Consider the following 24489-nt stretch of genomic DNA (forward strand, 5'->3'; position numbering starts at 1 on the left):
CGACCCCTCTGTCATGGAGTGAATAATGGCGTGTCATTTTGCCCGATGGATCCCCACATCCACCGTATTGGATACCCGTCGCCTCTCCACCGACGTGATTGCTGCAACCACTGCTTTTTCCGTTAAACGCCGTCAGCGATTCCTGCAAGGGCGTATCCTGCTCGCAGAAATGATGTTTTATCTTTACGGGCTACCAACACTCCCCACTATTGCCACAACCCCTACCGGACGTCCTTGTTTTGTCGACAATCATCTGCCCGACTTCAGTCTGGCCTATGCCAGTAATACGGTGGGTGTCTTACTCAGCGAAGAAGGCAAGGTTGGCCTGGATATTGAAGTGATGCGTGCACGTGGCGGACAACATAAACAACTTCAGTACCAATACCTTACGCCGGCTGAAAGCGCCTGGATAAGCGCGCAATACGATCGACTGGAGGCGGAAACCCAACTGTGGAGCATCCGCCAGAGTGTGTTGAAGCTTTCCGGTCAGGGCAACAGCGGGCAATCAACTCTACGTCTGCATCCGTTTTCCGGCCACCTGCGTTCCAGCACCACACCTGACGTCCATGTGATGAGCGATGCCGATGAGTACCTGAGCTGGGCCTGTGCCCGCACTCCCGGCCTGGAACGTTTGATGTGCTGGCAATATACAGAACAGCAAGGCCTGCAAAAAGACGGCGAGATATCACCGCGCAGCCCAGCCACTTCAACTCGCTTCGTCAAGCTGACCAGCCTGGCAACGCCTGGTTAAAAACGGCGGCTCTGGCGCAAAAACTAAGATAAAACTTTCTTTAACGCATAAATTTCTGCATAAAAATGTAAAGTCAGCTAAATATTCAGCAATCGTCTATTCTCTCCGCACGCTTTGCCCTACTATCTTCAGGTGTTCTAAGCTGAATCTGTTCATTCGAAAGGGAGAATCACCATGTCAGACCAAGCATTAAAAATCGTCACTCTGCTCGGTAGCCTGCGCAAAGGCTCATACAACGCCATGGTTGCGCATGCCCTGCCAGGCCTTGCGCCGCAAGGCGTCACCATCGAAGCGCTGCCTTCAATCCGTGATATCCCGTTATACGATGCCGATATGCAACAGGAAGAGGGTTTCCCTGCTACGGTGGAAGCCATTGCCGAGCAAATTCGCCAAGCTGACGGTGTGATCATCGTAACCCCGGAATATAACTATTCGGTACCGGGCGGATTAAAAAACGCTATCGACTGGCTTTCTCGCCTGCCAAATCAACCATTAGCCGGTAAACCAGTGGCCATTCAGACCAGTTCCATGGGACCGATTGGCGGAGCACGCTGCCAGTATCACCTGCGCCAAATTCTGGTGTTCCTCGATGCTATGGTGATGAATAAGCCGGAATTTATGGGTGGCGTGATCCAAAATAAAGTGGATGCGCAGACGGGTGAATTGATCGATCAAGGCACGCTGGATTTCCTGACCGGCCAACTGTCTGCGTTCAGCGATTATATCCGCCGCGTGAAGTAACTGCTTTTTGACGCCTTCAACAGAAAAGCGAACGAGGGCGTCACTCTAATGAGAGAACCATTGCCAACCCATTAAAAATAAAGTCATAACATTATGTATTTTTTCATTTTAGCCATATTACTGGCTTTCATCACCAGACCACTATTAGCCACAGAAATGCGTTACCCCGCCGGAGAAGAGCCCATCGAGCTACCGGTACATAGCCCACTGAATGCTCAACTGCCGCGTACAACTCAGAGCCAGGAAGATAAAAAAATTGCGGCCATGTCGTTATATCTGACGCTTATGCGAGAAGACGGGCGCAACATCTGGGCCCCCTACCAGTTGGCGGCTTCCTCAGCGGAAAAAGGCCAAACCGAACTGGCGGAACGTTATCTGCAACTGAGCGCCGATCGCGGGTTATGGTATTACTACAACCTGCTGGAGGATGACGCCTTCAATAGCATTCAGCACGGCAGCACCTATCAGTCAATCTTGGCCGTTACCAAAGCCCGTTATATACAGCATGCTCATTGGTTCGAGGGCAAAGCCAGCTACGCTATCCCGGATGGCGAGCCGCCACCTGGAGGCTGGCCAACGGTGGTATACCTGCACGCCTATGGTAAGAGTGCAGGTATCTCCCCCGAAGAGCGCGTGTTATTTAGTGAAATGGGCGTCGCCTATATAGAAGTGAATGGCACTCAGATGCTGTCGGAAAACAGTTTCCGCTGGTCAAATTACAGTGACGAGAGCACCCAGAGCGCCATTCAACAAGCTCTGCAACCGCTAATAGCAGAATTAAAACTCAACCCACAGCAGGTCTACCTGACCGCTCGTGGTCAGGGAGCGCTGCATGCCGCCAATCTGTTGGCCAAGTATCCGCAGCTGTATGCTGGCGCGTTGTTAATCGCTCCTCACGGCGGGATTAAACAGGCACAGCAATCTCTGGCAAAAAATAAGCGGATGGTTGTGGCGTATTACGATCGGCAAAAATTTAGCGATCAAGCGCTGGCAATGCACTTTGCCAATCTGTTCAGCGAGGATAATCAGGTTGAGGCACTGCATTTTGCACAGGGAGAGAACCCAGATGCAGGCTGGCAGGCGCGTTTCAAACGGCCGTTACAGTGGATGTTGCATCAGGCACCCGACGCAACGCCGGGAGCCTAAGATTACAGGGCCGACAAATGTCGGCCCTGAGTTTGATGACAAAGTTGTCTTTGAATCCGAGATACCCGGGCCTAGCGCACCGAGGGGCACTCCGGCGGGCAAGCCGCTACGCCCCCTTCGGCACGCTCTCCCTAATAACGGGCTTTATCAGTAGTCTGAGGGCCGACATTTGTCGGCCCCTTTCTTGCGTATCAGTGACCGTCGACAAAGACAATCTTCAGCACAAACAGCAGCGCGACAACCACCACGCATGGGCTGATTTCACGCCAGCGACCGGTACCCAACTTCATCACACAGTACGAAATAAAGCCGAGCGCGATACCTTCGGTGATAGAAAAACTGAACGGCATCATCACCGCCGTCACAAACGCCGGTACGGCTTCGGTCAGGTCATCCCACTTCACTCGTGCCAGGCTGGATGTCATCAACACGCCAACGTAAATCAACGCACCAGCGGCAGCATAAGCCGGTACCATACCCGCCAACGGCGACAGGAAAATCACCAACAAGAACAGAATGCCAGTAACCACGGCAGTCAGGCCGGTACGGCCACCGACAGAAACCCCGGCAGAACTCTCAATGTAGGCAGTAACGGAAGACGTGCCGACAAACGAGCCGGCTACCGAGCTGATACTGTCGACATACAGAGCCTGCTTCATCCGCGGGAACTTGCCTTTGTCATCAGTCAGCCCGGCCTTATCAGTCACACCGATCAACGTACCGGAGGAGTCGAACAGGTTCACCAGCATGAAGGAGAAAATCACCCCAGCCAGACCAATGTTCAGCGCGCCCGTCAGGTCAACCTGACCCACGACAGAAGTAATGTTCGGTGGCATAGAGAACAGGCCGCCGTATTTCACGTCGCCCAATGCCCAACCGATCAGGGTAGTCACCACGATAGAAACCAATACCGCCGCGTGGAAGTTACGCGAGGACAGCACAGCGATGATAAAGAAACCCAGCGCACCCAGCAGTACGTTATGCGAGGTCAGACTGCCGATGGTCACTAACGTGTCCGGGTTAGCCACCACGATACCGGCATTTTTTAGTCCCATCATGCCGATAAACAGACCGATACCACTGGTAATCCCCACCCGCAGGCTCATGGGAATGTTGGCAATCATCCAATAGCGGATACGGAAAATGGTCAGCAACAATAAACCGACCGCGCCCCAGAAAATGGCGCCCATGCCAACCTGCCATGAAATGCCCATTGCGCCCACAACCACAAAGGCGAAGAACGCATTGAGGCCCATCGCTGGTGCCAGCGCAACCGGCAGGTTTGCTAACAAGCCCATCAAAATACTGCCGAAAGCGGCAATCAGGCAGGTCGTTACAAACACTGCCTGCGTATCCATGCCCGCCGCGCCCAGAATTTGGGGGTTAACGAACACGATATACACCATGGTCAAAAAGGTAGTAATACCGGCAATCGTTTCCGTACGCGCCGTGGTTCCATGTTGCTTGAGTTTAAACACACGCCCAAGCAAGCCTTGCTCAACGTCAAGGCCAGATACTGGTTTGCTCATTATCAGAATTCCGAAGAAGGGAATGGACAGTCGCCGGCTATCCTATAACAAAATGTAGGGGTTTTGACGCCGCTCACAGGTTTTTTTCGCCGTCTTTACGGCTATATGCCTCAACAGATTGTATTTACTGAAATTGATAGGCAAATCGAGATTCAGAGATCGCAATCTTGGCCGATGCGGTTAAAGTGGCAGTATCGCCGCTTAACTGAAGGACACTGACGCTGATGAACCAGGTTGACTGTATTTTGTTTGATTGTGACGGCACGCTGGTGGATAGCGAAGTGCTGTGCAGCAAAGCCTATGTGCACATGTTTGCTCACTACGGTATTCATCTTTCACTGGATGAGGTGTTCAAAAAATACAAAGGGGTGAAACTGTACGAAATCATCGAACAGGTTAATGCGGAGCACGGCGTCGTCTTAGCAAAGGAAGAATTGGAGCCTTTATACCGCCAGGAAGTCGCCCGTCTGTTTGACAGCGAACTGCAACAGATTGCCGGTGCGCGCGAGCTACTGGCACAGGTGACAGTACCAATATGTACCGTGTCTAACGGCCCGGTCAGCAAAATGCAGCACTCGCTCGGTCTGACCGACATGCTGCACTATTTTGATGACCGGTTGTTCAGTGGCTATGACATCCAGCGCTGGAAACCAGACCCGGCAATCGTATTCCACGCGGCAGAAAAAATGCAGGTGCCCGTAGAACGTTGCATCCTGGTGGACGACTCCGCCGCTGGCGCCCAGGCCGGGATCGCCGCCGGGATCCCGGTATTTTACTTCTGCGCCGATCCGCACAATAAGCCGATCAATCACCCATTGGTTACCGCATTCGACGATCTGACGCAGCTGCCCACGCTGTGGCGTGAACGAGGTTGGCAGCTAACTGCAGATTAACTGGCCGGTAGCGGCGGTTTATTACGCCACCAGCGCCATGAACGTTTCAGCGCTCGGGTCTGCGGGCTAAAGCGGCGGTTGACCGCATTGGCCAGCAGATCCAACGCCAGACAAAACACGAAGTACACCAATGCGACAAACAAGAACACCTCCATCGGGTACACCATACTGCGGTTATTAACCTGGGTTGCCAGGAAAGTCAGTTCTCCGACACCGACGATATAAGCCAGGGAGGTGTCTTTGATCAACGAAATCCATTGGTTGATAAACGACGGCACCATCATGCGCAGCGCCTGCGGGAGTACGATCATACGCAGCGTTTGCCAACGGGTCAGCCCTAACGACAAACCGGCTTGCCACTGCCCTGCACCGATAGCGACGATGCCGGCCTTCACCGCATGGGCCAAATACGCGGAGGCGATCAACGCAAGTGCGCATACCACGGTGGTGATTTCCGGGATATCGACGCCAAACACCATCGGCAATAAAAAATAGGTCCAGAAAATCAGCATGATCACCGGAATGGCGCGAAAGAAACCCAACACCGCCGCCAGTAAGCCAGCCGCCACACCGCGCGACATTGCCAGTGCCACGCCCAGCAACGTACCGAGAATGGCCGAGGCCACACCAGCCATCAGGCTGATCGCCAGCGTCAGCGCCGCACCACCCAACGGCCCGTCAGGCCAGGTTCCCCACAGCAAATAGCTCAGGTTGTCATGAATAATGCTGAAATCCATTTTAATGCCCCCTCAGCGGCTTGCGTTGCTGTCGCCACATTCCCCAGCCTTCCAGCAACGCAATGATGGCGATATACAGCACCGTTGCCACACCAAATGCCTGGAAGGTACGCAGTGTCTCGGTTTCCACCTGACGCGAAGCATAAGACAATTCAGCCACGCCGATCGCCATCGTCAATGAGGAGTTCTTTATCACGTTCATATACTGGCCCAGCAGCGGAGGCATGGCGATTTTCAGTGCCTGCGGCAGCACCACATGGCGCATGGCCTGCCAGCCAGTTAATCCCAGGGCATTGGCCGCATATTTTTGCCCACTGGCAACACCACGAATACCGGAGCGGATCTCTTCGGCGATAAAGGCGCTGGAATACAATGTCAGGCCAAAGAAACCGGCAAGAAACTCAAACGACGGCCACTCAAGCGGACCAATTTGATGTGAAGTGTTAAGCCATTGCATGGTGGCTGAAGGCAGGATCTGCCCGGCGGCGAAATACCAGAAAAAGAGCTGTACCAGCAGCGGTGTATTGCGAAATAACGAACTGTAGCCCATCGCCAGCCATCGCAACGGACGCAGGTGGCTGTCACGCATCGTAGTCAGTAAAAAGCCCAACAACGTGGCGGCCAGGCTCGCACAGGCAGAAAGCCATAGCGTCAACAGAAACCCCTGCCACAGCCAGCTTAGGTATTGCGGCGCCAGCAGCCAGTCCAGATTCATGGTCAATCCTTGTCTTACAAAATGCGTCAGGGGCGCAGCACGCTGCGCCCCTACAAACAGATCTCAGCCCCGCCAGAATCAGGCCTTTGGCTGTTGATCCAAAGGCGCGATTTTAAAATCACCGCGCGGCTGGGCCGATTTGGTTTCCGGGCCGAACCAGCGATCGTAAATTTTCACCGCCTCACCGTCTTTTTCCAGCGCGATCAGCGTGTCGTTGACAGTGGCAGTCAGGCGATCTTCACCTTTAGGGATCCCCACCCCTTGATATTCTTTGGTGATGCTGAACGGCGATATTTCGAAGTCCGCTTTCTGCGCTGCCGGCAGGTTACCGAGCAAGCCGACCAGCTTGGCGTCATCTTGGGTGATCGCCTGCACGTTGCCGTTACGCAGTGCTACGAACGCCAGCGGAGTGTCATCGTAAGAGATCACTTTGGCCGTCGGATAATGCTCACGCAGAGTGATTTCCTGCACTGTCCCCTTGTCTGCGCCGATGCGCAGTTTTTTGATATCTTCCGGGGTTTTCAACACGCCTTTATGGGCAATAAATTTTTGGCCTGTCGCGAAATAGGGCACGCTGAAGTTCACTTCCTTCGCACGCTCATCAGTAATGGTAAAGTTGGCAGCAATCAAATCGACTTTTTTCGAGACCAATAAAGGAATGCGGTTAGCTGGATTGGTTGCTCGCAGTTCCACCTTTACACCCAGCGCTTTACCGATCGCATCAGCCACATCAACGTCATAACCCACCAGCTTTTTAGTTTGCGGATCGATATAACCGAATGGTGGATTACTGTCGAACACCGCGATACGCACTACACCGGCTTTCTTGATGTCGTCGAGTTTGTCCGCATGTGCGGCACCGGTAGCGAGGCTAGTCAGGCTGGCTAACAAAGTTAAGGCCAAAACGCGATGTTTCATGGGAAGCTCCTAAGGGGTTGATGTCCTGCTGGTTGCTAAGCTAGCAAGACCCACTTAGGTCAGGAAATAATATAAAAAGCTATATTTATAACCATTTTGTATTTAAGGGCTTTAAACAGCATAAAGGCGCAGTTTCCTGCGCCTTTAAGGGGTAACTCGTGGGAAGAATTACTCTTTTTTCTCTTCTTTACCGTCGGAGGACAACAGTTTTTCCAGAGCATCACCACCAATATGGCGGAAGTCCTGGCCTTTTACGAAGTAGAAGATGAATTCGCAAATATTCTGGCAACGATCACCGATACGCTCGATAGAACGTGCGCAGAACAAGGCAGTCAACACGCTTGGAATAGTGCGTGTGTCTTCCATCATGTAGGTCATTAACTGACGCACAATGCCTTCGTATTCCTGATCGACTTTTCTGTCTTCGCGATAAATTCGGATCGCTTCATCCAGATCCATACGAGCAAAGGCATCCAGCACATCATGCAACATCTGCACGGTGTGGCGGCCCAGCGACTCCAGGCTGACCAACAGCGGCTGGTGCTGGTGCGAGAATTTCTCCAGTGCTGTGCGACAGATTTTGTCTGCCACATCACCGATACGCTCCAGTTCAGAAATGGTTTTGATGATCGCCATTACCAAACGCAAGTCGCTGGCGGTCGGCTGGCGTTTGGCAATAATCCGCACGCAGGCTTCGTCGATCGCCACTTCCATCATATTGACCTTGGCGTCACCTTCGATCACGCGTTTGGCCAGCTCACCGTCCTGATTGTGCATCGCGGTAATGGCATCGGTCAGTTGCTGTTCCACCAGCCCACCCATGGTCAATACCTGGGTGCGGATGTGCTCAAGTTCTGCGTTAAACTGGCCGGAAATATGTTTATTTAAATTCAGGTTATCCATGATGCATCCTATCAACCATAACGGCCAGTGATGTAGTCTTCGGTCTGTTTTTTCTGTGGCGCGGTGAACAGGGTGTCAGTATCACTGAACTCGATCAGTTCGCCCAGATACATAAATGCCGTGGAGTCAGAACAACGCGCGGCCTGCTGCATATTGTGAGTTACGATCACCACGGTGTAGTCAGACTTCAGTTCGCTGATCAGCTCTTCGATTTTACCGGTGGAAATCGGATCCAGTGCCGAGCAGGGCTCATCCAGCAATAAAACGTCCGGACGAATAGCGATGCCGCGGGCGATACACAGGCGCTGCTGTTGCCCGCCTGACAGGCTATAACCGCTCTGGTGCAGTTTGTCCTTGGTCTCGTTCCACAACGCTGCCTTGGTCAAGGCCCACTGCACACGCTCATCCATATCGGCGCGAGATAGTTTTTCAAACAGACGCACACCAAAGGCGATATTGTCGTAAATCGACATCGGGAACGGCGTCGGTTTCTGGAACACCATGCCAACCTTGGCACGCAGCAAGGCGATATCCGAGTTATCCGTCAGAATATTTTGCCCATCCAGCAGAATGCCGCCTTCAGCACGCTGCTCGGGGTACAACTGATACATCTTGTTGAAGGTGCGCAGCAGGGTAGATTTGCCGCAGCCGGACGGACCGATAAACGCGGTGACCTTGTTCTTGGCGATATCCAGCGTGATGTTTTTCAGCGCATGGAATTTGCCATAGTAGAAGTTCAGATCGCGTACCTGAATTTTGCTGCTGGAAGCGTCAGTAACCATACTCATCAAGACTTCTCTCTTTTCATCAGCGCCGCCATGGCAGCGCTCAAAATTTTATGAATGCTTTTGCTTGGCGAAAACCACACGGGCCAAGATATTCAGTAGCAGTACACACAGGGTAATCAACAGTACCCCTGCCCAGGCCAGTTCTTGCCATTCGGCAAACGGGCTCATGGCGAATTTGAAAATAGTCACCGGTAAGTTGGCGATCGGCTGCATCAGGTCTGTGCTCCAGAACTGATTCGACAGCGAGGTAAACAGCAATGGTGCTGTTTCCCCGGCAATACGCGCTATCGCCAGCAACACGCCGGTGATGATGCCAGATACCGACGCTTTCAACGTGATGGCAGAAATCATGCGCCATTTCGGTGTACCCAGCGCGTAAGCGGCCTCACGCAGCGTATCCGGTACCAACTTCAGCATATTCTCGGTGGTTCGAATCACGATCGGCACCTGCAACAACGCCAGCGCGATAATCCCAGCCCAGCCGGAGAAGTGCTGCATCTTCGCCACCACGATGGTGTACACGAACAGGCCCACAACGATCGACGGTGCTGATAACAGAATGTCGTTAATAAAGCGGATAACTTCTGCCAGCCAGGATTTACGGCCGTATTCCGCCAGGTAAATGCCAGCCATAATGCCCAACGGCGTACCAAACACGGTAGCCCACAGGATCAGCAGACCGCTACCGGCGATGGCGTTAGCCAGACCACCGCCCGCAGTGTTCGGTGGCGGCGTCATTTCGGTGAACAACGCCAGCGACATGCCATCAATGCCTTTGGTGACGGTAGAGAACAGGATCCACACCAGCCAGAACAGGCCAAAGACCATGGTCGCCATCGACATGAACAGCGCCAGCCGGTTCTTCTGACGGCGCCATGCCTGCATTTTGCGGCGGCTTTCTAACAGCGCCTGGTCGTTTTGCATTTCCATAGTCGCCACGTTAGCGTCCCTCATTCTTGGCCAGACGCATCACCATCAACTTCGACAGCGCCAGGACGATAAAGGTGATAACAAACAGGATCAGCCCCAGCTCCATCAGCGCTGCGGTGTGCACCCCTGATTCTGCTTCAGCGAATTCGTTGGCCAGTGCCGAGGTGATACTGTTACCCGGCATATACAGTGAAGCACTGTCGAGCTGGTAGGTATTACCGATGATAAAGGTCACCGCCATGGTTTCACCCAGCGCACGGCCCAAGCCGAGCATCACGCCACCAATCACACCATTCTTGGTAAATGGCAGCACGATACGCCAGATCACTTCCCAGGTTGTGCAGCCGATGCCGTAGGCCGATTCTTTCATCATCACTGGGGTTTGTTCGAACACGTCGCGCATAACCGCGGCGATGTAAGGAATAATCATAATCGCCAGGATCACCCCAGCAGCCAGAATACCGATACCAAATGCCGGGCCAGAGAACAGCTCACCGACAATAGGAATACCCGACAGCACGTCGCCGACCGGGGTCTGGAAATATTTGGCAAACAGCGGGGCAAACACAAACAGGCCCCACATGCCGTACACAATACTCGGGATTGCCGCCAGCAATTCAATGGCGATACCCAGCGGGCGTCTCAACCAGTTAGGTGCCAGCTCGGTCAGGAACAACGCAATACCAAAGCTGACAGGCACGGCGATAATCAGAGCAATCAGCGAGGTGACGACAGTACCGTAGATGGGCACCAGTGCACCGAATTGCTCAGCAGGTGCATCCCACTCTTTGGTCCACAGGAAGGAGAAGCCGAATTTCTGCATGCTCGGCCAGGAGGCAAAGATCAGTGAAACAATAATGCCGCCCAGCAACAATAGGGTAATCAGCGCTGCCAGTTTTACCAGCGCGCTGAAGATAACGTCACCATTTTTACTCGGTGCTTTAATGGTCGGCTTGTACTCAGCCATAGATCACTCTCTGTTTTAACCCTGGCAGGCCCAACATGGGTTAGACCCTGAAAACTGAGTGGGGCGCGCTTAAACACGCGCCCCTGCGTTGTTAGTACAGCGCTTTACCTGAACTGTCTTTTACGTTGGTTTTCCATGCTGCACGCACCTGCTCGATAACTTCTTTCGGCAGAGTGGCGTAATCCAGGTCATTAGCCTGCTTGGCACCAGTTTTGTACGCCCAGTCAAAGAACTTCAGGACTTCAGTGCCCTGAGCCGGGTTTTTCTGCTCTTTGTGCACCAGGATGAAGGTGGTGGAGGTGATTGGCCAAGCGTTATCGCCTTTCTGGTTAGTCAGATCCTGAGCGAAGGTTTTGCTCCAATCCACACCTTTAGCGGCAGCACTGAAGCTCTCTTCTGTCGGGCTAACGGCTTTGCCATCAGCAGAAATCAGCTTGGTGTAAGCCAGGTTGTTCTGCTTAGCGTAAGCGTATTCTACGTAGCCGATAGAGCCTGGCAGACGTTGTACGAAGGCTGCGATGCCGTCGTTACCCTTGCCGCCCAGACCCGTTGGCCAGTTAACGGTAGAGCCTGCGCCGATTTTCTCTTTCCACTGTGCATTCGCTTTAGACAGGTAGCTGGTGAACACGAACGAGGTGCCTGAACCGTCAGCACGACGGACAACGGCAATGTTCTGATCCGGCAGCTTAACGCCTGGGTTCAGTTTGGTGATCGCCGGGTCGTTCCATTTCTTCACGTTACCCAGGTAGATATCACCCAGGGTTTTGCCGTCCAGGGTCAGTTCACCGGATTTGATACCCGGGATGTTAACCGCCAGTACAACGCCACCGATCACGGTAGGGAACTGGAACAGACCATCAGCAGCCAGTTTTTCGTCAGTCAACGGCGCATCAGAAGCACCAAAGTCAACGGTGTTGGCAACGATTTGCTTCACGCCGCCAGAAGAGCCGATGCCTTGATAGTTAACTTTGTTGCCAGTTTCTTTCTGATAAGAATCTGCCCACTTGGCATAAACCGGAGCGGGGAATGTCGCACCTGCACCGGTCAGGCTAGCAGCAGCGAACGCGGACACGGCGGTCAGGGAGAAAGTCGCTGCCACAATACTGGCGACGGTGGTACGCATCAGTTTCATAATCCCTCCTAATGGGATATTCAAAAATCGACTTCAAATCGTTTTCATCAGAGTAAGTATTGCTGCAGGAGGGAAAATAGGACAGTTTGGTGACAGTAAAATGTACGAAATATGACAGTTATATTACAACACAAGAGACAACACGGTAATTAAATATAAATCAGTCAGTTAAAGACAAAAACACACAATAATTAATCAATAAAAAAACACGTCCTATCTCATCTATCCGCTTGAATATGACAACTTTTATCCCTGCTGTCGCACCATTGTCATATTTTATCCAACCATAAAAAAAGCCGGCGCAGTGACCGGCTTTTAGAGGTTAACAGCAGCGAGTTACTCTACTGTGACAGACTTTGCCAGGTTACGCGGCTGGTCAACGTCGGTGCCTTTGATCAGCGCCACGTGGTAAGACAGCAGCTGCAACGGCACGGTGTAGAAGATCGGTGCCACGATTTCTTCGACGTGCGGCAACGGGATGATGGTCATGCCTTCGCTACTGACGAAACCGGCATCCTGATCGGCGAACACGTACAGCTGGCCGCCGCGTGCGCGCACTTCCTCAATGTTGGACTTCAGCTTTTCCAGCAGTTCGTTATTTGGCGCGACCACGATCACTGGCATATCAGCGTCGATCAATGCCAGCGGCCCGTGTTTCAGCTCACCGGCGGCATAGGCCTCTGCGTGTATATAGGAGATTTCTTTCAGCTTCAGTGCGCCTTCCATCGCGATCGGGTACTGATCGCCACGGCCAAGGAACAGGGCATGATGCTTGTCGGAGAAACCTTCCGCCAACGCTTCAATGTTCTTATCCATCGACAGCATCTGTTCGATACGTGCCGGCAACGCCTGTAAGCCATGTACGATGTCATGCTCAACGCTTTCTGCCATGCCTTTCAGACGGCCCAAACGTGCCACCAGCATCAACAACACCGCAAGCTGGGTGGTGAAGGCTTTGGTAGAGGCAACACCGATTTCAGTACCGGCTTTGGTCATCAGTGCCAGATCGGACTCACGCACCAGTGAAGAACCGGCCACGTTACACACTGCCAACGACCCGAGGTAACCCAGCTCCTTCGACAAGCGCAGTGCCGCCAGTGTATCTGCGGTTTCACCGGACTGCGATAGTGTGATGATCAGGCTGCCTGGACGTACGGCAGACTTGCGGTAACGGAATTCGGATGCAATTTCGACATCGCAAGGGACGCCGGCCAGGGATTCGAACCAATAACGTGCAACCATGCCGGAATGGTAAGACGTCCCACAGGCGATAATTTGCACGTGCTGAACCTTCGCTAGCAGTTCGTCGGCACGCGGGCCCAGCTCGCTTAGGTTGATTTGGCCATGGCTGAAACGCCCTTCAAGGGTGTTCTTCAGCGCCAGTGGCTGTTCGTAGATCTCTTTTTGCATGTAGTGACGGTAAGCGCCTTTATCACCAGCATCGTACTGCACCTGGGATTCGATCTCAGGACGCTCAACGGCGTTACCCTGCTTATCGAAAATGCTCACGGTGCGACGGGTCATTTCCACCACATCACCTTCTTCCAGGAAGATAAAGCGACGGGTTACCGGCAACAGTGCCAGTTGATCGGAAGCCAGGAAGTTCTCACCCACGCCACGGCCGATAACCAACGGGCTGCCGGAGCGCGCTGCCACCAGCACGCTGGGATCACGGCTGTCCATCACCACGGTGCCGTATGCGCCACGCAGCTGAGGGATCACGCGCTGAACCACTTCCAGCAAAGTGCCACCCTGACGCTGCTCCCAATGCACCAGGTGAGCAATCACCTCGGTGTCAGTTTCAGAACTGAAGTGATAACCACGTTCAATCAGCAGTTCACGCAGCGGTTCGTGGTTTTCGATGATGCCGTTATGCACCACCGTAATGTAATCAGAAACATGCGGGTGCGCGTTAGCTTCGGTAGGTTCACCGTGCGTTGCCCAGCGGGTGTGAGCAATACCGGTGCCCCCATGCAATTCATGTTGTTCCGCGGCTTCGGCCAGTTTATTCACTTTGCCTACGCGGCGTAAACGGTTGACGTTGCCTTCCGCATCCACCACCGCCAAACCGGCTGAGTCGTAGCCACGGTATTCAAGACGGCGTAACCCTTCCAACAGAATCTCTGCTATATCACGTTGCGCTACTGCGCCTACAATTCCACACATCAGTTGTATTCCTAATTAAACGCCTTTCGGGGCGCTTTCGATGTCTTGACCTGATTTTGCCGGTTTTACCGTGCGTCCCCGAGCCTGTAGAGAATGGGGATTATTATGTTTTGTATTGGGCTCTACATTGGAGCGCAATACAAAACATATTCTTTTAATGCCTGCTTTCGCCCAATAGATTTCGGGTTGCAGCTAGGCGGCAAATGTCAGAATCCCCAGGAGCTTACTCAAGTAAGTGACTGGGGTTCTGTCGTGAAGCCAACAACGCTGCAGCTCGAAAGATGAAGGGCTATATCTTTTTCACCGGACGTTGCCAGCCCTGGATATGTACTTGTTTGACACGGCTCAGTACCAATTCGTCCTCGCCGATATCACGTGTCACCGTAGTGCCTGCGGCGATGGTGGAACCTTTGCCAACAGACACTGGCGCCACCAGCTGGGTGTCGGAACCGACAAACACGCCGTCGCCGATAATGGTTTTATGCTTATTGGCGCCATCATAGTTACAGGTGATGGTACCAGCACCAATATTCACATCATCGCCAATCTCGGCATCGCCCAGATAACTCAGATGACCCGCTTTCGAGCCTTTGCCCAAACGCGCCTTTTTCATTTCGACGAAATTGCCAACATGGGCACCCACCGCCAGCTCAGCGCCAGGACGCAAACGAGCAAAAGGACCCACGGTGCATTCCGCTGCCAGCACGGCATCTTCTAGCACGCTGTACGGGCTGATTTCGCAGTCATCGCCGATCACGCAGTTTTTCAACACGCAGCCGGCACCGATTTTCACCCGATCCCCGAGCTTGACCGTGCCTTCAATAATGACGTTGGCATCAATAGAGATGTCGCGACCGTGCACAAGTTCCCCGCGCAGGTCAAAACGCGCCGGATCCAGCAGCATTACGCCGGCCAACAGCAATTTTTCAGACTGTTCTGCCTGATAGATGCGCTCAAGACGAGACAGTTGCAGACGGTTATTCACGCCTTCCACTTCACTCAGACGTGACGGATGCACGGCTTCAATTTTCTTGCCGTCGGCATGGGCCAGCGCAATGATATCGGTGATGTAGAATTCACCCTGTGCGTTGTCGTTATTCAGCATCCCCAGCCAACGCTTGAGATCGCGGCCGTTGGCCACCAGGATACCGGTGTTGATTTCATTGATTTGTCGCTGGGCTTCGTTGGCATCTTTATGCTCAACAATCCCCACCACCTGGTCATTCTCACGCACGATACGACCGTAACCGCTTGGATCAGTCAGCTTCACCGTCAGCAGGCCAATACCGCCCTGTGGCTTCGCGGCCATCAGACGCTGCAAAGTATCGACAGAAATCAGCGGGACGTCGCCGTACAGCATCAGCACGTCTTCATCATCGGCAAAATGCGGGGCCGCCTGCTGCATGGCATGGCCGGTACCTAATTGCTCGGCTTGCAGCACCCAATTCAGTGCGCTATCGGTCAGGGTGTTTTTCAGCAAGTCACCGCCATGGCCGTACACCAGATGGACGTTTTTCGCGCCCAGTTTCATCGCGGCATCAATGACGTGCTGCACCATTGGCTTGCCGGCCAACGGATGTAACACCTTGGGAAGATCGGAATACATGCGTGTTCCCTTGCCCGCGGCGAGGATCACCACACTCATTGCGCTGTTCGACATAAGCAACCTGATAACTCCATTTTAATAGACGAAAGTAGAACCCTTTAGTGACGATATTACTACATATTTCTCTGCACGAACCCAGCTCAGGCCTTGGGGCACTAAGCGCGCCGAAGTTAACGCCCCAGTAACCCGACTGTGGGGATAACTGTCGGCGATCGGCGACATTTCCAGCCACTATTAAAGGTTATACCTCACAATGCCTGCCAGGCTGATACGCTTATTTTAAAACAAAAAAAAAGCGACCCAATAGGCCGCTTTCTTAATTTTGGCTGCGTTATGCACGCGCCAAAATATTACATCGATCTTCTGGTGAGCTCGATAACGCGCAGTTTTGCGATCGCTTTCGCCAGTTCTGCAGATGCCTGAGCATAGTCGACATCGCCATGAGAGCTACTGATATGTTCTTCAGCTTTACGCTTAGCTTCCAGCGCTCTCGCTTCGTCGAGGTCCGTTCCACGGATAGCAGTGTCAGCCAGCACGGTGACCACGCTCGGTTGTACCTCAAGGATACCGCCGGACAGGTAGATGAACTCTTCTTCACCGTGTTGTTTAACAATACGCACCATGCCAGGCTTGATGGCAGTCAGCAGCGGCGCATGACCAGGGAAAATCCCCAGTTCGCCTTCGCTACCTGTCACCTGGATCTTTTGCACCAGGCCGGAAAACATATGTTTTTCCGCGCTGACTACATCCAGATGGTAAGTCATAGCCATATCACCCTCCTCTCAAGACGTTACAGTTTCTTGGCTTTTTCCACTGCTTCTTCAATGGTGCCAACCATGTAGAACGCTTGTTCAGGCAGGTGGTCATAGTCGCCGTCCATAATGCCTTTGAAACCACGGATGGTGTCTTTCAGCGATACGAACTTGCCCGGAGAACCGGTGAAGACTTCTGCCACGAAGAACGGCTGAGACAGGAAGCGTTGGATTTTACGCGCACGGGATACGACCAGTTTGTCTTCTTCAGACAGCTCGTCCATACCCAGGATTGCGATGATATCTTTCAGTTCCTGATAGCGTTGCAGAATGGACTGCACGCCACGCGCTACATCGTAGTGCTCCTGGCCAACTACCAGCGGATCCAGCTGACGGCTGGTAGAGTCCAGCGGGTCAACGGCCGGGTAGATACCCAGAGAAGCGATATTACGGCTCAGTACCACAGTTGCATCCAAGTGAGCAAAGGTGGTGGCTGGTGACGGGTCAGTCAAGTCATCCGCAGGGACGTAAACGGCCTGTACGGAGGTGATTGAACCAGTCTTGGTAGAGGTGATACGTTCTTGCAGAACACCCATCTCTTCCGCCAGCGTTGGCTGATAACCTACCGCCGATGGCATACGGCCCAGAAGTGCGGACACTTCGGTACCGGCCAGGGTATAACGGTAGATGTTATCAACGAACAGCAGAACGTCACGGCCTTCGTCACGGAATTTCTCAGCCATGGTCAGACCGGTCAGAGCAACGCGCAGACGGTTACCCGGTGGCTCGTTCATCTGGCCGTAAACCAGGGATACTTTGTCCAGTACGTTGGAGTCGTTCATTTCGTGGTAGAAGTCGTTACCCTCACGAGTACGCTCACCCACGCCCGCAAACACAGAATAACCGGAGTGCTCGATCGCGATGTTACGGATCAGCTCCATCATGTTTACGGTTTTACCAACACCCGCACCACCGAACAGACCGACTTTACCACCCTTGGCGAACGGGCAGATCAGGTCCATTACCTTGATACCGGTTTCCAGCAGATCCTGGGAGTTGGCCAAATCTTCGTAGCTTGGCGCCGGACGGTGAATCGCCCAACGTTCTTCTTCGCCGATATCGCCCTTCATGTCGATTGGTTCACCCAATACGTTCATGATACGGCCCAGAGTAGCTTTACCTACCGGTACTTCAATTGGGTGGTCCAGGTCTGTGACTTTCAGACCGCGACGCAGACCATCAGAGGTCCCCATTGCGATACAGCGAACCACGCCACCGCCCAACTGTTGCTGAACTTCCAGCACCAGCTTATTGGCACCGTTTTCTACCTCAAGAGCGTTGTACACTTTTGGTACGGCATCCTGAGGGAACTCGACGTCCACTACGGCGCCGATTACCTGGATAATCTTTCCAGTAGCCATCTTGAATCCTCTACGTAATTCGTAAACCTAGCTTAAACCGCGGAGGCTCCCGAAACGATCTCGGTGAGTTCCTGAGTGATGCTGGCCTGACGAGCCTTGTTGTATACCAACTGCAGCTCTTTGATCAGGCTACCGCCGTTATCGGTTGCGGCTTTCATCGCTACCATTCGTGCGGCCTGCTCGCTGGCCAGGTTTTCCACGACGCCCTGATAAACCTGAGATTCCACATAGCGACGCAGCAAGGTATCAAGCAGCACTTTTGGATCGGGTTCATACAGGTAATCCCAAGATTTTTTCTTCAGCTCACCGTCTTCGGCAGGCGGCAACGGCAGCAGCTGAACGATCTGTGGTTCTTGGGACATCGTATTGATAAATTTGTTACTGACAATGTACAGCTTGTCCAAACGACCTTCGTCGTAGGCTTGCAGCATCACTTTCACCGGTCCGATCAGCTCCGACAGGGAAGGGTTATCCCCCATGCCGGTGACCTGGGCAACCACGTTGCCGCCCACGGAACCAAAGAAAGAAGCCGCTTTAGAGCCAATCAGTGCCAAATCTGTTTCGACACCTTTTTCGGACCAGCCTTTCATCTCTGCCAACAGCCGCTTGAACAGGTTAATGTTCAAGCCACCACAGAGACCACGGTCAGTAGACACCACCAGATACCCGACGCGCTTAACATCACGCTCATCCAGGTACGGGTGCTTATATTCCAGATTACCCAACGCAAGGTGACCAATCACTTTGCGCATGGTCTCTGCATAAGGACGGCTGGCCGCCATGCGTTCCTGCGATTTACGCATTTTGGAGGCGGCGACCATTTCCATCGCTTTAGTGATCTTTTGCGTGTTTTGCACGCTCGCGATCTTACTACGTATCTCTTTTGCGCCGGCCATGTCTGCTTCTCCTCATTGCCAGACGGCCTGCTGTCTTTCAACTGCAGGCCGCTGAGCGTTACCAGGACTGGGTTTTCTTGAAGGTCTCGAGGATGCCTTTCAGCTTGCCCTCGATCTCATCGTTGAAATTGCCAGTTTGGTTGATGTGGTTCAGCAACTCGGCATGCTCGCGATCTGCGTAAGCAACCAGCGCGGCTTCGAAGCTCACGACTTTCGCGACTTCAACGTCGTTCAGGAAGCCACGTTCTGCGGCAAACAGCACCAGAGACTGTTGTGCGACGGACATCGGCGCATACTGTTTCTGTTTCAGCAGCTCGGTCACTTTCTGACCGTGGCTCAGCTGTTTGCGGGTCGCATCATCCAGATCGGAAGCGAACTGAGAGAACGCAGCCAGTTCACGATACTGTGCCAATGCGGTACGAATACCACCGGACAGTTTTTTCATGATCTTGGTTTGCGCTGCACCGCCCACACGGGATACGGAGATACCCGGGTTAACTGCCGGACGAATACCGGAGTTAAACAGGTTGGATTCCAGGAAGATCTGACCATCGGTAATCGAGATTACGTTGGTCGGAACGAACGCGGAAACGTCACCCGCCTGGGTTTCAATGATTGGCAGAGCAGTCAGTGAACCGGTTTGGCCTTTGACTTCACCTTTGGTGAAGGCTTCAACGTATTCGGCGTTAACACGCGCAGCACGCTCCAGCAAACGGGAGTGGAGATAAAATACGTCGCCTGGGTAAGCTTCACGACCTGGTGGACGACGAAGCAGCAGGGAGATCTGACGGTAAGCAACGGCCTGTTTGGACAGGTCATCATAAACAATCAGCGCATCTTCACCGCGGTCACGGAAGTATTCACCCATCGCACAACCAGCATACGGAGCCAGGTATTGCAATGCAGCGGATTCAGACGCGGTAGCAACCACAACGATGGTGTTTGCCAGTGCACCGTGTTCTTCCAGCTTGCGCACCACGTTAGCGATGGTGGACGCTTTCTGGCCGATAGCCACGTAAACACATTTGATGCCTGAATCGCGTTGGTTGATGATCGCATCGATTGCCAGCGCAGTTTTACCTGTCTGACGGTCACCGATCACCAGCTCACGCTGGCCACGGCCGATTGGGATCATGGCGTCAACAGATTTGTAGCCAGTTTGAACCGGCTGATCTACAGACTGACGCTCGATAACACCAGGGGCAATAGCTTCAACCGGGGAGAAACCGTCGTTATCAACCGGGCCTTTACCATCAATAGGTGCGCCCAGGGTGTTAACTACACGGCCCAGCAGGCCACGGCCAACCGGAACTTCCAGAATACGGCCAGTACATTTTACCTTCATGCCTTCGGCCAGATCCGCGTACGGACCCATAACCACGGCACCTACGGAGTCGCGCTCCAGGTTCAATGCGATTGCGTAACGGTTGCCTGGCAGTGCGATCATTTCGCCCTGCATAACTTCGGCCAGACCGTGTACGCGGATGATCCCGTCACTGACGGAAACAATAGTACCTTCATTGTGAGCTTCGCTCACCACATTGAACTGAGCAATGCGCTGCTTGATCAGTTCGCTGATTTCGGTGGAATTCAGTTGCATGCTCCAGTCCCCTTAAGACTGCAAGACGTCTGTCAGGCGTTCAAGACGACCGCGAACGCTGCCATCAATCACCATATCGCCAGCACGGATAATTACGCCGGCCAGTACAGACTTGTCAATTTTGCAATTCAGCTTAACTTTGCGTGACAGACGTTTTTCCATCGCAGCGGCAATATTTGCCTGCTGTTTGTCGCTCAGTGCGCTCGCAGAGAGCACGTCGACTTCGACGGTGGATTCCAGCAAGGCGCGCAGTTCGGTGAACTGCTGCAGCACGGCAGGAAGAACCAGTAAACGTCCATTTTCGGCCATTACACGGATAAAGTTCTGGCCATGTTCGTCGAGTTGATCGCCACAAACCGCGATGAACGTCTTGGACAGCGTCTCTGGCGCGATAGCGCCAGACAGCAGTTCAGAAATCTGTTCATTGCGAGTGACATCAGCAGCAAACGCCAGCATATCCTGCCAGCGCTCTACGCTTTGATGCTCAACGGCAAAGTCAAAAGCTGCTTTGGCGTAGGGGCGAGCTACAGTTACAAATTCAGACATCAGCCCCTCCCTCCTTACAGTTCAGCGACCAGTTTATCAACGATGTCGCTGTTAGCAGCTTCATCCACGGAACGTTCGATGATCTTCTCGGCGCCGGCAATTGCCAGCATCGCGACTTGCTTACGCAACTCTTCACGAGCGCGCTTACGTTCGGCTTCGATCTCAGCCTGAGCCTGCGCCACGATTTTGTTACGTTCCTGCTCGGCTTCGGCTTTCGCTTCATCCATGATCTGAGCTTTGCGTTTGTTTGCTTGCTCGATGATCACCTGAGCTTCTGCTTTAGCAGTTTTCAGCTGGTCGGTCGCATTGGCTTGCGCTAAGTCCAAATCTTTTTTGGCACGTTCTGCAGAAGCGAGACCGTCAGCAATTTCTCCCTGACGCTTCTCGATGGCTGCCATAATCGGCGGCCATACGTACTTCATACAGAACCAGACAAACAGAACGAACGCGATGGCCTGGCCGAGGATTGTTGCGTTAAGATTCACAGCACAATGCCTCTTTAAAAGTTAATAGTGTGGTTTCAGTGTAGAGAAATTCTCTACTTACGCGACAGCAAACATCACGTACAGACCCAGACCAACAGCGATCATCGGGATGGCGTCAACCAGACCCATAACGATAAAGAACTGTGTACGCAGCAGAGGAATCAGGTCAGGCTGACGTGCAGCGCCTTCCAAGAATTTACCACCCAGGATGCCGATACCGATCGCAGCACCGATTGCCGCTAAACCCATCATCACAGCGGCAGCCATGTACAGCAGATCCATACTCAGGTTTTCCATGACAGTCTCCAGTTTGTTTCAGTTTAAAAGTGCAAGTGTTTTAAGAAAATCAGTGCTCTTCAGATGCCATCGAAAGATAGACAATCGTCAGAACCATGAAAATAAAGGCTTGAAGCGTAATGATCAGTATGTGGAAAATGGCCCAAGGCACATTCAGTAGCCACTGTGACCACCACGGCAACAAACCGGCAATCAGGATGAAGATCAACTCACCCGCATACATGTTGCCGAACAGTCGCAGGCCCAGTGAAACAGGCTTGGACAGCAGGCTGACACCTTCAAGAATCAGGTTGATTGGAATGAATAACGGATGGTTGAACGGCTGCATGGTTAACTCTTTAACGAACCCACCAATGCCTTTCATTTTGATGCTATAGAACAGAATCAGGATAAATACGCCCAACGCCATCGACAGCGTAATACTTACGTCTGCGGTAGGAACAACACGCAATGCCGGCAAACCAAACACATGTTCGCCAATAAACGGCAGCAGATCGATTGGCAGCAGATCCATCATGTTCATCAGGAATACCCAGACAAACACGGTCAGCGCCAGCGGAGCAATAACCTTGCTCTTGCCGTGATACATATCACGAACGCTACTGTCGACGAAGCCCATGATGAGTTCGACGGCAGTTTGAAGTTTCCCCGGTACACCGCTGGTGGCTGTATTTGCTACTTTCTTGAAGATAAACAAGAACAGCGCGCCCAACACCACAGAGAAGAACAATGAGTCAATGTTCAACGTCCAGAATGTCGGGTTACCAGAGTGTGGTTCAACTAACTGAAAAGTACGCAGATCCAACTGAAGGTTATTCAGATGGTGGCTGATATAGTCCTTTGCAGTCCCATTTTCTCCAGATGCAGACATGATGCCTCTTACCCTTTTAGTTAAGTTCGGTAACTGTTAATCACGGCCGGTGCCACTATCTGCACCACTAACACCGCTAAATAGGTCAGGCCAAGCGGTATAAACGCCGCTTTAAACACCCCAAGCGCCACGATCAACAAAACTATGGTGATCAAGACCTTCAATCCCTCGCCGATGGCGAACGACCAGGCAACCCGACCGGGTGCCGGCGTCTGCGCCTGATGGCGCAAGGCAAACAGCATAAACATGGTACTCGGCAACCAGGCAGCGAGACCGCCTGCCAGTGCCGAACCGCTCCATTCCAGGCTTTTTAGGCCGAAAGCAGCGCTGATCAGAACAAAAGTCATTAACTGCAGAAACAGCAATTTGCGAGCAACTTTTCCGCTGTAAAGGGACACAGACATGACGTTTGTTCTCTCCGTACCCCAGAGTGGGTATGCTGAGTGACGTATAAAACTGTCTTTGCTGCTCTGAGTCAAGCTGCAAAAAACGAGCAAATTATACGGGGCATACCAACGAATTCAATCGATAAGTAGCGAAAAGGTGAACAATTATTTAAATTTCCCCATTTGAGGCTATTTTCACAAGAAAACAGTCGGAATAATAGGGCTCATTTAATTGTCTGATTATTCCAGTGTTACAGTAAGAAACGTGGTACTGCTCACAATAATACCTATTTCTGATTTATATCCCATCAAAAGTAAAAGCGTCTTTAGCAAATTGGGCGATCAAAAAGATATTATAAATCAAAATATTACAAGTTAACTGTTCAAAAACAACCCGTATACCTGATAAAAACCTTTTATTGACAGCTTCGGGGATAATATTACAACAGACAATTAACATTAGCAGCAAAGCAGGATCCTTCACTTATCGTTGCTAACGTAACTATTACGATCTGCAATTACCTCATTGTCGCTAATTGCCAGCTATTTTTGTGTTAATAAAAAGTAAATTAACTAAAAAAACCACCATTTAATTAGCCTGCTTATCTTACCTGTTGCCACTATCTTTTAATTCACGCTTATTTGATCAAAAACAAACTCAGTTTGCCTTAAGGATGACCAAGTGGCGTTCACCTTCAAGTTCCGGTACCTGCAGACGCACCACTGATTCCAGTTGAATGCCTTCTGGCAACTGTGCCAGTTCTTCGTCCGGACGCACCCCTTTCAGCGCATAGAAACGCCCCTGCCCTTTTGCCGGCAGATGGTGACACCAGGACAGCATATCTTGCAGAGAAGCAAAGGCACGGCTGATAACACCGTCAAACGGCGGCTCAGCGGGGAAGTCTTCGACACGACTTTGCACCGGCTCAATATTGGTCAGGCCAAGCTCATGTTGCACCTGACGCAAGAAGCGCACGCGCTTGCCCAAACTATCGAGTAAGGTGAAGTGAGCATCAGGACGAACGATCGCCAGCGGAATGCCTGGTAAGCCAGGTCCGGTGCCAACGTCGATGAAACGAGAACCTTGGAGATGTGGATTTACCACAATGCTGTCGAGAATATGACGTACCAGCATTTGCTGCGAATCGCGCACTGAAGTGAGGTTGTAAGCTTTGTTCCACTTGTCCAACATACCAACATAACCCAGCAACTGCTGTTTTTGCTGATCGGGAAGCGCAATGCCTGCTGCTGACAGCAGCGAGTCTAATTTTTTCTGCACAACGTGTCCTCTGACAGACGCGGAACGGCAAGCC

The 24489-nt window shown here is 52.4% G+C and carries 25 protein-coding genes; 4 read left to right on the forward strand and 21 right to left on the reverse strand.

All coding sequences use genetic code 11. The features are described 5' to 3' along the window. Positions 1-25: 25 nt before the first annotated feature. From SGR01S_RS18505 to SGR01S_RS18515, 3 genes are all read left to right on the forward strand, one after another. Complete coding sequence (locus SGR01S_RS18505) at positions 26-751, forward strand: 4'-phosphopantetheinyl transferase family protein (protein ID WP_061808240.1); 726 nt, start codon at positions 26-28, stop codon at positions 749-751. A gap of 174 nt (positions 752-925) precedes the next feature. After that, positions 926-1492, forward strand: a complete 567-nt coding sequence (locus SGR01S_RS18510) for an NADPH-dependent FMN reductase (RefSeq protein ID WP_037421212.1) — start codon at positions 926-928, stop codon at positions 1490-1492. Between the two features lie 93 nt (positions 1493-1585). Next, positions 1586-2638, forward strand: coding sequence for an alpha/beta hydrolase (locus SGR01S_RS18515; RefSeq protein ID WP_061808241.1), 1053 nt, complete (start codon positions 1586-1588; stop codon positions 2636-2638). Between the two features lie 191 nt (positions 2639-2829). Here SGR01S_RS18515 and SGR01S_RS18520 read toward each other — a convergent pair whose 3' ends face one another. Next, positions 2830-4167: an NCS2 family permease gene (locus tag SGR01S_RS18520; protein WP_061808242.1), complete on the reverse strand. Its 1338-nt coding sequence runs from the start codon at positions 4165-4167 to the stop codon at positions 2830-2832. 224 nt (positions 4168-4391) lie between these two features. Here SGR01S_RS18520 and yieH point away from each other — a divergent pair, with 224 nt between their 5' ends. Beyond that, complete coding sequence (yieH, locus tag SGR01S_RS18525; RefSeq protein ID WP_061808243.1) at positions 4392-5060, forward strand: 6-phosphogluconate phosphatase; 669 nt, start codon at positions 4392-4394, stop codon at positions 5058-5060. Here yieH and SGR01S_RS18530 read toward each other — a convergent pair. From SGR01S_RS18530 to rsmG, 20 genes are all read right to left on the reverse strand, one after another. After that, entirely contained in the window at positions 5057-5797 is a 741-nt protein-coding gene (locus SGR01S_RS18530; protein ID WP_061808244.1) for an amino acid ABC transporter permease, read from the reverse strand. The two genes, yieH and SGR01S_RS18530, sit on opposite strands and share 4 nt — an antisense overlap. Before the next feature lies 1 nt (position 5798). Then, positions 5799-6512, reverse strand: coding sequence for an amino acid ABC transporter permease (locus SGR01S_RS18535; RefSeq protein WP_037421224.1), 714 nt, complete (start codon positions 6510-6512; stop codon positions 5799-5801). A 78-nt stretch (positions 6513-6590) separates the two neighbouring features. Continuing rightward, positions 6591-7430: an ABC transporter substrate-binding protein gene (locus tag SGR01S_RS18540; protein ID WP_061808245.1), complete on the reverse strand. Its 840-nt coding sequence runs from the start codon at positions 7428-7430 to the stop codon at positions 6591-6593. Between the two features lie 168 nt (positions 7431-7598). Then, a complete protein-coding gene (gene phoU / locus SGR01S_RS18545; protein WP_037421229.1) occupies positions 7599-8333 on the reverse strand; it encodes a phosphate signaling complex protein PhoU in 735 nt (244 codons plus the stop codon). A gap of 11 nt (positions 8334-8344) precedes the next feature. Next, positions 8345-9115 carry a phosphate ABC transporter ATP-binding protein PstB gene (gene pstB / locus SGR01S_RS18550; RefSeq protein WP_369804765.1) on the reverse strand — a complete coding sequence of 257 codons (771 nt, stop codon included), beginning with the start codon at positions 9113-9115 and terminating at the stop codon, positions 8345-8347. Positions 9116-9169: 54 nt separating this feature from the next. Continuing rightward, positions 9170-10051: a phosphate ABC transporter permease PstA gene (pstA, locus tag SGR01S_RS18555; RefSeq protein ID WP_370452820.1), complete on the reverse strand. Its 882-nt coding sequence runs from the start codon at positions 10049-10051 to the stop codon at positions 9170-9172. A gap of 10 nt (positions 10052-10061) precedes the next feature. Next, on the reverse strand, positions 10062-11018 hold the full coding sequence (pstC, locus tag SGR01S_RS18560) for a phosphate ABC transporter permease PstC (protein WP_037421236.1): 957 nt from the start codon (positions 11016-11018) through the stop codon (positions 10062-10064). A 91-nt stretch (positions 11019-11109) separates the two neighbouring features. Further along, positions 11110-12150: a phosphate ABC transporter substrate-binding protein PstS gene (gene pstS, locus SGR01S_RS18565; protein WP_037421239.1), complete on the reverse strand. Its 1041-nt coding sequence runs from the start codon at positions 12148-12150 to the stop codon at positions 11110-11112. A 336-nt stretch (positions 12151-12486) separates the two neighbouring features. Then, positions 12487-14316, reverse strand: a complete 1830-nt coding sequence (gene glmS, locus SGR01S_RS18570; protein ID WP_037421242.1) for a glutamine--fructose-6-phosphate transaminase (isomerizing) — start codon at positions 14314-14316, stop codon at positions 12487-12489. Between the two features lie 289 nt (positions 14317-14605). Continuing rightward, positions 14606-15976 (reverse strand): bifunctional UDP-N-acetylglucosamine diphosphorylase/glucosamine-1-phosphate N-acetyltransferase GlmU, encoded by a 1371-nt coding sequence (gene glmU, locus SGR01S_RS18575; protein WP_061808246.1) that lies wholly within the window; start codon positions 15974-15976, stop codon positions 14606-14608. 296 nt (positions 15977-16272) lie between these two features. Further along, on the reverse strand, positions 16273-16692 hold the full coding sequence (locus SGR01S_RS18580; protein WP_004950490.1) for a F0F1 ATP synthase subunit epsilon: 420 nt from the start codon (positions 16690-16692) through the stop codon (positions 16273-16275). 20 nt (positions 16693-16712) lie between these two features. Next, complete coding sequence (gene atpD / locus SGR01S_RS18585) at positions 16713-18095, reverse strand: F0F1 ATP synthase subunit beta (RefSeq protein WP_012004485.1); 1383 nt, start codon at positions 18093-18095, stop codon at positions 16713-16715. Between the two features lie 32 nt (positions 18096-18127). Next, complete coding sequence (gene atpG, locus SGR01S_RS18590; protein ID WP_012004484.1) at positions 18128-18991, reverse strand: F0F1 ATP synthase subunit gamma; 864 nt, start codon at positions 18989-18991, stop codon at positions 18128-18130. 58 nt (positions 18992-19049) lie between these two features. After that, positions 19050-20591, reverse strand: coding sequence for a F0F1 ATP synthase subunit alpha (gene atpA, locus SGR01S_RS18595; RefSeq protein ID WP_012004483.1), 1542 nt, complete (start codon positions 20589-20591; stop codon positions 19050-19052). 12 nt (positions 20592-20603) lie between these two features. Further along, on the reverse strand, positions 20604-21137 hold the full coding sequence (gene atpH, locus SGR01S_RS18600; RefSeq protein WP_037421248.1) for a F0F1 ATP synthase subunit delta: 534 nt from the start codon (positions 21135-21137) through the stop codon (positions 20604-20606). 14 nt (positions 21138-21151) lie between these two features. Further along, complete coding sequence (atpF, locus tag SGR01S_RS18605) at positions 21152-21622, reverse strand: F0F1 ATP synthase subunit B (protein ID WP_004950476.1); 471 nt, start codon at positions 21620-21622, stop codon at positions 21152-21154. 57 nt (positions 21623-21679) lie between these two features. After that, positions 21680-21919, reverse strand: coding sequence for a F0F1 ATP synthase subunit C (gene atpE / locus SGR01S_RS18610; RefSeq protein WP_004093904.1), 240 nt, complete (start codon positions 21917-21919; stop codon positions 21680-21682). 49 nt (positions 21920-21968) lie between these two features. Then, entirely contained in the window at positions 21969-22790 is an 822-nt protein-coding gene (gene atpB / locus SGR01S_RS18615; protein WP_037421251.1) for a F0F1 ATP synthase subunit A, read from the reverse strand. A gap of 20 nt (positions 22791-22810) precedes the next feature. Further along, positions 22811-23194, reverse strand: a complete 384-nt coding sequence (atpI, locus tag SGR01S_RS18620) for a F0F1 ATP synthase subunit I (RefSeq protein WP_037421253.1) — start codon at positions 23192-23194, stop codon at positions 22811-22813. A gap of 640 nt (positions 23195-23834) precedes the next feature. After that, a complete protein-coding gene (rsmG, locus tag SGR01S_RS18625) occupies positions 23835-24455 on the reverse strand; it encodes a 16S rRNA (guanine(527)-N(7))-methyltransferase RsmG (protein WP_061808247.1) in 621 nt (206 codons plus the stop codon). Between the last annotated feature and the right edge of the window lie 34 nt (positions 24456-24489).

Source organism: Serratia grimesii NBRC 13537 (genome assembly GCF_001590905.1).
Lineage (GTDB): Bacteria > Pseudomonadota > Gammaproteobacteria > Enterobacterales > Enterobacteriaceae > Serratia > Serratia grimesii.